Raw genomic sequence first — 8,765 nt, 5'->3', positions numbered from 1 at the left:
GGACCACCTGCCCGGAAAAACCGCACTGTGGAAATTGCGGCGTACCCTTCATGAACAGCACGACGTCGTTCGACTTCACTTCATTGTCGATGAATTGCTCGATGCTCATATTCGCGTCCTTTTGAGGCACAACCTTCGGGCATCAGCCCGTTTAACCCGACATTGTCATATATGTAGCCCAAACCGTTGTGCATCCAAAGTAAAATGGCGGGGACCTGCCATGCCGGACCCTCCCCAGTCGGGGATATCCTGGTCCCGGACATAGCCCTCCAGATGCCATGTTGGTGGCCTTGGGAGGCTTTTATCCCGGAAGGAAGCCCCTATCTAGAACAGGCACTTCCCGGGGAACCCGTCCGCCACGGCAACGTTCTCTCCCCAACGGAGACCATCGTGACGAAACCAGCATCCGCTGCAGCCACGCTTGCTACCCCCTGCCCGTCATTATTCTCCGATTCCGGCAGCCCAGCCCAGAATCTGGCGGAAGCCTTTCTTGCGGTCCGAAACGAGACCGAGCGCCGCGCTGCCCCCCTGACATCGGAGGATCAGCTGATCCAGTCGATGCCGGACGCCAGCCCGGCCAAATGGCACCGCGCCCATACCACCTGGTTCTTCGAGCAATTCCTGCTAGGCGAACACTGTCACGGCTATGCACCGTTCCACCCCGACTATGCCTACCTGTTCAACTCCTATTATGTCAGCGCCGGCCCGCGCCATGCCCGCCACCAGCGCGGCCATCTGACCCGTCCCGGCGCAGACGAAATCACCGCCTACCGAAGGCATGTCGACGCCGCGGTGGCAAAATTCTTTCATGAGGCCGGCGAGGAAGTGCTGGCGAAACTCGTGCCGCTGGTCGAAGTCGGCCTCAATCACGAGCAGCAGCATCAGGAATTGATGCTGACCGATATCCTGCACGCTTTTGCGCAAAATCCAATCCCGCCGGCTTACGATCCGGCGTGGCAGTTTCCCGCTTCGACCCGCGGTGCCGACGAATGGATCAACCTCAACGAAGGAATCCACACCGTCGGGCACGCCGACGACAGCTTTCATTTCGACAACGAAAAACCCGCCCACCGCGCACTGGTGGGCCCGGTGAAGCTTAACCGCAACCTCGTGACCAATGCCGAATGGCTCGCCTTCATGAAGGACGGCGGCTATTCGACGCCGACGCTGTGGTTGATGGACGGGTTTGCCGCCGTCGGCAACGAGGAATGGCGCGCGCCCGGCCACTGGCGCGAGATCGATGGTGAGTGGCTGGTCATGACGCTCGGCGGTCTGCGGCCGGTCGACCCGGCCGCGCCGGTCTGCCACGTCAGCTATTATGAAGCCGATGCGTTCGCGCGCTGGACCGGCAAGCATCTGCCGACCGAGATGGAATGGGAGGTCGCCGCGCGCGCCGGCCACCTCAACGACGCCTTCGGGATCGTCTGGCAATGGACCCGCAGCGCCTATTCCCCCTATCCGGGCTATCGGGCGATCGAAGGCGCGCTCGGCGAATACAACGGCAAGTTCATGGTCAACCAGCTGGTGCTGCGCGGGTCCTCGCTTGCAACCCCTGGCGGGCACAGCCGCACCACCTATCGCAACTTCTTTTATCCGCACCATCGCTGGCAATTCACGGGACTTCGCCTCGCCGACTACGCGAACTGATTTTTTAAATTCGAGCGCGCCGGAAAAGCGCGTTTAGGAGATTGTCATGAACGTGCACGCCACCGCTTTGGCCAAAGCGCATCAGTTCGACGAGCAAACTTCCGCCTTTGCCGGTGACGTGCTGGACGATTTGTCGCAGCATCCGAAGCGGCTGTCGCCGAAATACTTCTACGATGCCGCGGGCTCCGAACTGTTCGAGCAGATCACGCGGCTGCCGGAATATTACCCGACCCGCACCGAGCTTTCGATCCTGCGCGATCGTGGCAGCGCGATCTCGGCGATCCTTCCCGAGGGCGCGGCGCTGGTGGAATTCGGCGCCGGCGCGACCACCAAGGTCCGGCTGCTGCTCGAGCAATGCGCGCTCGGCGCCTATGTCCCGGTGGATATTTCCGGCGACTTCCTGAAAGCGCAGGCCGATGCGTTGCGGCGGGATTTCCCCGCGCTTGCGATCTATCCCGTCACGGCGGATTTTACCGCGCCGTTCGCGCTGCCCGACGCCATCGCCAGGATGCCGAAGGTCGGATTTTTCCCCGGATCGACGCTCGGCAATTTCGAGCCGCATGAGGCCTGCAGCTTCCTGCGCAGCGCCCGCGACATCCTGGGGCAAGATGCGCTGATGTTGATCGGTGTCGATCTGGAGAAGGACGAGCGCGCGCTGTACGAGGCCTATAACGACAAGGCCGGCGTCACCGCGCGCTTCAATCTCAATGTGCTGCATCGCATCAACCGCGAACTCGGCGGCAATTTCGATATTTCCGCCTTCACCCATCGCGCGATCTACAACCGCGATCGCCACCGCATCGAGATGCACCTGATCAGCCGCAAGGCACAGACCGTGCGCCTGCTCGGCCAGAACTTTTCCTTCCGCGCCGGCGAGACCATCCACACCGAGAACAGCTACAAATACAGCCTCGAGCGCTTTGCCGCGCTGGCGCGCGGGTCAGGCTGGACGCCGCGCGAATCCTGGACCGATGGCGCGGGCATGTTCTCGGTTCACGCGCTGGCGGCTTCGGACTGAGATTTTTCCGACGGCGGCTTTTCAGATCTGGATTGGGGTGCGTCCGATCGCAGCGAAATCGATTCCCACACCGCGACCATGATCATGATCGCGGACGTCACAAGCGACAGCATCAGCGGCGACAGCCCGCCTGCGAACCAGGCGAGGATCGCGAGCGCGACGATGCCGGCGCCATGAGACAGTTGAAGAAAGCCCCTGATCGTGTGCTTGAACAGGATGGTGCCGATCAGAAACAACAGTGGCCCGCCGATCGTGCTCAGCACCGTCTTCGGGTCGGAATGATCAGCCGGATGGGTCAGCACCAGGTCGTCGGCGACCGCCGACAGAATGATGCCGGCCACGATCGGCATGTGCAGATAGGTGTAGGCCAGCCGCGCCAGCCGCCCCGGCTCGCTGGATCTCGAAATCTGCTCGGAGCCGGCTTCGGCGCCCTTGTGAAAATAGATCCACCACATTGCGATGACGCCGGCAAAGGCCGAGGCGAAGGCCGTGACGGTCTCGATGGTCCAGGGCAGATCGGCAAAGGTCGCCCCGGTCACGACGATGGATTCGCCGAGCGCGATGATGATGAAGCCGGCGCAGCGCTCGGCCATGTGGCCGCCCTCCACGACCCAGTCCGAGACCAGCGTTGCGCCGTATTTCGGGATCCAGAACCGGACTGCCGGCGAGACATATTCGATTGTAAGCGCCGCCACCCAAAGCACCAGTCGCGTATGCCCTTCGGCCACACCGCCCGCGATCCAGAAGACGGCCGACAGCGACAGCCAGGCCGTGATACGGACCGCATTCATGCGCGCCAATGTTCGATTGGGCGGCGTCGCCACCCACAGGAAGACGGTCTTGCCGACCTGCATGGCGGCATAGGCGGTCGCGAACCACAATCCACGGGAATCGAAGGCTTTCGGGATCGAGGTGGACAGCACGAGCCCGCCGAACATCAGCAGGAATAGCAGGATCCGGACCGGCGTCGTTTCAGGATTGAGCCAGTTGGTGATCCAGGAGGTGAAGACCCACACCCACCACACGGCCAAAAACAACAGGGTCGTCTGCAACGCCCCGAGCGGGGTGAAGCGGCCGAGCAGCGTGTGGGAAACTTGGGTGACCGCGAAAACGAACACCAGATCGAAGAAAAGTTCGGCGTAAGTGACGCGGCTATGCTGGTTCGGCACGATCGGGCGATACAGCGCGCCGCGTTCACTGGCCCCCGCCATGGCGTCCCCCGGTCCGGACTAGCTTTCAGGCACCCCGGTTTGCAGCGCCAGCGCGTGCAGCACGCCGCCCATCTGCCCCTGCAGCGACTGATAGACGATCTGGTGCTGCTGGACGCGGGACTTGCCGCGAAACGACTCCGAGATCACGGTGGCCGCATAGTGGTCGCCGTCACCGGCCAGATCGCGGATCGTCACCTCGGCGTCGGGTATCGCCGCCTTGATCATCGATTCGATATCGTGGGCGTCCATTGGCATCCCAGTATGTCTCCCATGCCGGCGGATCGAATCACAGCCTTCGTTGGCCGCGGATCAGCCAGAACTTTAGCGCGGCCGCCCTTCTACGTCACGCTCCCAGGCACTATATTCGACGTCCAATCCCCGCAAAGCCGCCCGGACGGCAGCGCGCGATCACAGCGGCTTGACCAAAAAAGAGCTCCCCGATGAAACTCCCCGGTCCCGACCACCCCATCACGATTACAGCGAACCCCAAGCGCATCCGCGTCTCCGCCGGCGGCGTCGTCATCGCCGACACCACCCACGCTCTGACGCTGAAGGAAGCGAGCTATCCGGCGGTGCAATATGTGCCCCGCGAGGACGCCAATCTGGCCCTGATGGAGCGGACCGAGCGGGTGACGCACTGCCCCTACAAGGGGGATGCAAATTATTTCAGCATCAAGGCCAACGGCAAGATGCTTGAGAACTCGATCTGGACCTATGAGACGCCCTTTCCGGCGATGGCCGGGATCACCGGCCACCTGGCGTTCTATCCCGACAAGGTGAAGATCGAGGAAGTGGCTTAAAAAACGAGCCAGCTTCCAAGGCAACGTTCGTGGATGCCCGGCACAAGGCCGGGCAGGACGAGCCTATCGCCTATACCCTGAAGATCGTCAGTCCCAGGATCAGCAGCACCAGGAAGATCACGACGAAGACGTAGAACAGGAAGCGGGCGACGTCCGCAGACGCCGCCGATATGCCGGTGAAGCCGAGAATGCCGGCAACGACGGACACCAGGAAAAAGATCAACGCCCATTTCAGAAGTGTCATCGCCGATGCCTCCGTCGGTCCCGCGCCGGCAGTCCGGCGGGTGTGATCGAAATCACCGGTCCAACTTCGAGGGATCGGACTTGTTCCCGTCAGCCCGCCGCAGGCCGCCATTGCCGTCCTGCAGCATGCTATTTGGGCCTTGCTGAATCGGGTTCCCGACGGCAACATCCTGCAACGATCACCCTGCGGGGGCCTGCATGACCACCATTTCCAGCGCAGTGGCGTCCGCGGAGCCCAGGGCGGTACCGAAGGCCAAAGCGCGCAACGCCGCGCTCGATCGCGCCCGCACCTTCCTGACGCTGGTGGTGCTGCTCCACCATGCCGTCATCCCCTACACCTATTTCGGACATACCGATCCCAAATCGTGGTTCGGCTTCGACTTCGTGGTCACCGCCACCGACAGCTTCTTCATGGCGAGTTTCTTTTTCCTGTCCGGATTATTCGTCTGGCCGGGCCTCGGGCATAAGTCGCCCTGGATTTTTCTGCGCGACCGCCTGCTGCGGCTCGGATTGCCGTTCGCGATCGCGGCGTTCACGGTGATCCCGATCGCCTATTACGCGATTTCGCTGCGGTATCACCCCGAGATCGGCTTTTCGGAATTCTGGTGGAAGACGATCACGGTCGGCCCGTGGCCGAGCGGCCCGGTCTGGTTCGTCTGGGTGCTGCTGGCATTCGATCTCACGGCGAGCCTCGCCTACCGGCTGTCGTCGCACCTCGTCGACCCCATCAACCGCCTGTCGCAGCGCGGCTTCGACCAGCCAGCCGTGTTCTTCCTGTTTCTGCTCGCGGTGACCGCCGTCGTCTATATTCCGGCGCTGCTCTATTTCGGAGGCAACCGCTGGTGGGAATTCGGGCCGTTCTCGGTCCAGGCCAGCCGCGTGCTGCTCTATGCCGCGTATTTTTTCATCGGCGCCGGCATCGGTGCCGCGAATTTCGACCGCGGCGTGCTCAGCGCGGACGGGCGGCTGGCGAAGAGCAGCTGGGGCTGGATCGTCGCGACGCTCATTCCGTATGGCCTGATGTGGGTGATGATCTACATCAAGCACGAGATACTGGGCAATCCGCCGGTGCAGCCGAATTGGTATCTGGCCCTCTACAGCTTGTTCTTTGTCGCCTTCAGCGCGGCCATCCTGTTCGCGATTCTGGCGTTCTTCCTGAGGTTCAGGCGCTCCGGCTGGAGCGTGCTCGACCCGATGCAGCCCGACGCCTACGGCATGTTCCTGGTGCACTATCCGATCGCGCTGTGGCTGCAATATTGGCTCTACAGTTACGACCTGCCGGCGATCGTCAAGGCCGCCATCGGATTCATGCTGACGGTGGCGTTCAGCTGGGCATTGACGCGAGCGTTGCGGCAAATTCCGGGTTCGGCGCGGGTGTTGTAGTTCAGCACCGTCATTGCGAGCGAAGCGAAGCAATCCAGTCTACTTCGAAGAAAGCTGGATTGCTTCGTCGCTGCGCTCCTCGCAATGACAGTGAAACGAACAGGGAAGCTAGGAAGCCTTGCCGTTCATATAGGCGGGGAACCAGCCCTCGAAGCCGGCCTTGAGCGAGCCGACCGAAATTGGCGTCTCGCCCGCGATGGCCATGCTGTCGCCGCCGGTGGTGCCGATGCGCACGCAGGGCACCTCGGCGCCTCTCATCTTCGCCAGCACCCGGCCGGCGTCTTCGGCGCGCACGGTCACGACGTAGCGCGCCTGGTCTTCGCCAAACCAGTAGGCGTGCGGCACGATCGAAGCCGGCGCGGCCAGAAGCTCTGCGCCGATCCCGCTCGCAATTCCCATCTCCGCGAGCGCCACGAGCAGCCCGCCGTCGGAGATGTCGTGCGCCGCGGTCGCGGTGCCGGCATGGATCATGCCGCGCACCACGCAGCCGTTGCGCTTTTCCGCCGCAAGATCCACCGGCGGCGGCGCGCCCTCCTCGCGGCCGCAGATGTCGCGCAGGTAGACCGATTGGCCGAGCCAGCCGTGCGTTTCGCCGATCAGCAGGATCGCCTCGCCCTCGGCCTTGAAGGCGAGGGTCGCGGATTTGGTGAAATCATCCAGCAGGCCGACGCCGCCGATCGAGGGCGTCGGCAGGATGCCGCGGCCGTTGGTCTCGTTGTAGAGCGAGACGTTGCCGGAGACGACGGGGAAGTCGAGCGCGCGGCAGGCTTCCGAGATGCCCTTCAGGCAGCCGACGAACTGGCCCATGATCTCCGGCCGCTCCGGATTGCCGAAATTGAGATTGTCGGTGATGGCAAGCGGCCTGCCGCCGACCGCGGTGATGTTGCGCCAGGCTTCCGCCACCGCCTGCTTGCCCCCCTCAAACGGGTCGGCCTCGCAATAGCGCGGGGTGACGTCGACCGTCAGCGCCAGCCCCTTCGGCCCGTCCTGCACCCGCACCACAGCGGCATCGCCGCCGGGCCGCTGCACGGTATTGCCGAGGATGACATGGTCGTATTGCTCCCAGACCCAGCGCTTCGAGCAAAGCTCGGGGGTTGCGATCAGCTTTTCCAGCGCCGCCGATATTCCGATCGGCGCGGCGACGTCGCGCGCATGAATCACCGGCAGCGGCGGGGAAGCGACATGCGGCCGGTCGTACAGCGGCGCCTCGTCGCCCAATTCCTTGATCGGCAGGTCGGCCATGACGTCGCCGCCATGCTTGACCACAAAGCGCTTGCTCGGCGTGGTGTAGCCGACCACGGCAAAATCCAGTCCCCATTTGCGGAAGATCGCTTCCGCCTCTTTTTCCTTTTCCGGTTTCAGCACCATGAGCATGCGCTCCTGGCTTTCCGACAGCATCATCTCATAGGCGCTCATGCCGGTTTCGCGGGTCGGCACACGATCGAGATCGAGATCGACGCCGAGATCGCCCTTGGCGCCCATCTCGACCGCCGAGCAGGTCAGCCCCGCCGCGCCCATGTCCTGGATCGCGATCACGCAATCGGCGGCCATGATTTCGAGGCAGGCCTCCAGCAGCAGTTTTTCGGCGAAGGGATCGCCGACCTGCACGGTCGGACGTTTTTCGGCTGAATCGTCGTCGAACTCGGCCGACGCCATCGAGGCGCCGTGAATGCCGTCGCGCCCGGTCTTGGAGCCGAGATAGACGATCGGCATGTTGACGCCGGAGGCCGCCGCATAAAAGATCTTGTCGGTGTCGGCCAGCCCAACCGCCATCGCGTTCACGAGAATGTTGCCGTCATAGCGGGTGTGGAAGCGCACCTGCCCGCCGACCGTCGGCACCCCGAAGGAATTGCCGTAGCCGCCGACGCCGGCGACCACCCCGGAAACGAGATGGCGCGTCTTGGGATGCTCCGGCGCGCCGAAGGAGAGCGCATTGAGGCAGGCGATGGGGCGCGCACCCATCGTGAAGACATCGCGCAGGATACCGCCGACGCCGGTGGTCGCGCCCTGATAGGGCTCGATATAGCTCGGGTGGTTATGGCTCTCCATCTTGAACACCACCGCCTGGCCGTCGCCGATGTCGATGACCCCTGCGTTTTCGCCCGGCCCCTGGATCACCCAGGGCGCCTTGGTCGGCAGGCCCTTCAAGTGCAGCCGCGACGATTTGTACGAGCAGTGCTCGTTCCACATCGCCGAGAAAATCCCGAGCTCGGTGAAGCTCGGCACCCGGCCGATCAGCTTCAGGATGCGCTCATATTCATCCGGCTTCAGGCCGTGGCTGGCGACGAGTTCGGGGGTGATCTGCGGCTGGTTCATGAGGCCTTATTAGGGAGATCGGGAGGGGTGGAAAAGGCCTTTTATGGCGCAATTCCACCCTGTCCAGAGCTTTGCGGGCGCGCCATGCGGCCGTGAGGGTTTGCACATCGGGTGTGGATCGGATTTAAGACTTCAATTGCTGAAATA

8 protein-coding genes and 1 pseudogene are annotated in these 8,765 nt (G+C 63.1%); 4 read left to right on the top strand and 5 right to left on the bottom strand.

From position 1 onward, the window contains the following. Window positions 1-109, bottom strand: a pseudogene (locus VK804_RS07985) (monothiol glutaredoxin, Grx4 family); the annotation flags it as partial. Window positions 110-390: 281 nt separating this feature from the next. Between VK804_RS07985 and egtB the strand changes: the two are divergent. Both egtB and egtD read left to right on the top strand, forming a co-directional pair. Continuing rightward, entirely contained in the window at window positions 391-1,647 is a 1,257-nt protein-coding gene (egtB, locus tag VK804_RS07980) for an ergothioneine biosynthesis protein EgtB (protein ID WP_325369647.1), read from the top strand. Between the two features lie 46 nt (window positions 1,648-1,693). Beyond that, complete coding sequence (gene egtD / locus VK804_RS07975) at window positions 1,694-2,665, top strand: L-histidine N(alpha)-methyltransferase (protein ID WP_325369645.1); 972 nt, start codon at window positions 1,694-1,696, stop codon at window positions 2,663-2,665. Here egtD and VK804_RS07970 read toward each other — a convergent pair. Then, window positions 2,641-3,876, bottom strand: a complete 1,236-nt coding sequence (locus VK804_RS07970) for a low temperature requirement protein A (RefSeq protein WP_325369643.1) — start codon at window positions 3,874-3,876, stop codon at window positions 2,641-2,643. The genes egtD and VK804_RS07970 overlap by 25 nt on opposite strands. An 18-nt stretch (window positions 3,877-3,894) precedes the next feature. Further along, window positions 3,895-4,131 carry a BolA family transcriptional regulator gene (locus VK804_RS07965; protein WP_325369641.1) on the bottom strand — a complete coding sequence of 79 codons (237 nt, stop codon included), beginning with the start codon at window positions 4,129-4,131 and terminating at the stop codon, window positions 3,895-3,897. A gap of 185 nt (window positions 4,132-4,316) precedes the next feature. On the opposite strand from VK804_RS07965, the gene VK804_RS07960 reads away from it, so the two are divergent. Further along, a complete protein-coding gene (locus tag VK804_RS07960; protein WP_325369639.1) occupies window positions 4,317-4,676 on the top strand; it encodes a DUF427 domain-containing protein in 360 nt (119 codons plus the stop codon). 70 nt (window positions 4,677-4,746) lie between these two features. Here VK804_RS07960 and VK804_RS07955 read toward each other — a convergent pair whose 3' ends face one another. Further along, on the bottom strand, window positions 4,747-4,920 hold the full coding sequence (locus VK804_RS07955; protein ID WP_325369637.1) for a DUF1328 domain-containing protein: 174 nt from the start codon (window positions 4,918-4,920) through the stop codon (window positions 4,747-4,749). A 197-nt stretch (window positions 4,921-5,117) separates the two neighbouring features. Between VK804_RS07955 and VK804_RS07950 the strand changes: the two genes are divergently transcribed. Next, window positions 5,118-6,302: an acyltransferase gene (locus tag VK804_RS07950; RefSeq protein ID WP_325369635.1), complete on the top strand. Its 1,185-nt coding sequence runs from the start codon at window positions 5,118-5,120 to the stop codon at window positions 6,300-6,302. Window positions 6,303-6,410: 108 nt separating this feature from the next. Here VK804_RS07950 and purL read toward each other — a convergent pair whose 3' ends face one another. After that, complete coding sequence (gene purL, locus VK804_RS07945; RefSeq protein WP_325369633.1) at window positions 6,411-8,618, bottom strand: phosphoribosylformylglycinamidine synthase subunit PurL; 2,208 nt, start codon at window positions 8,616-8,618, stop codon at window positions 6,411-6,413. Window positions 8,619-8,765 lie beyond the last annotated feature (147 nt).

The sequence above is a fragment of the Bradyrhizobium sp. genome (genome assembly GCF_035484855.1).
Lineage (GTDB): Bacteria > Pseudomonadota > Alphaproteobacteria > Rhizobiales > Xanthobacteraceae > Bradyrhizobium.
Note: the sequence above shows the minus strand (reverse complement) of the source record. Positions and strands in the feature narration are given on the sequence as shown.

Bases quoted from the DNA above. Each gene is read 5' to 3' on its own strand.
- egtD (WP_325369645.1), top strand. From the start codon at position 1,694: ATGAACGTGCACGCCACCGCTTTGGCCAAAGCGCATCAGTTCGACGAG.
- VK804_RS07970 (WP_325369643.1), bottom strand. From the start codon at position 3,876: ATGGCGGGGGCCAGTGAACGCGGCGCGCTGTATCGCCCGATCGTGCCG.
- VK804_RS07965 (WP_325369641.1), bottom strand. From the start codon at position 4,131: ATGCCAATGGACGCCCACGATATCGAATCGATGATCAAGGCGGCGATA.
- VK804_RS07960 (WP_325369639.1), top strand. From the start codon at position 4,317: ATGAAACTCCCCGGTCCCGACCACCCCATCACGATTACAGCGAACCCC.
- VK804_RS07955 (WP_325369637.1), bottom strand. From the start codon at position 4,920: ATGACACTTCTGAAATGGGCGTTGATCTTTTTCCTGGTGTCCGTCGTT.
- VK804_RS07950 (WP_325369635.1), top strand. From the start codon at position 5,118: ATGACCACCATTTCCAGCGCAGTGGCGTCCGCGGAGCCCAGGGCGGTA.
- purL (WP_325369633.1), bottom strand. From the start codon at position 8,618: ATGAACCAGCCGCAGATCACCCCCGAACTCGTCGCCAGCCACGGCCTG.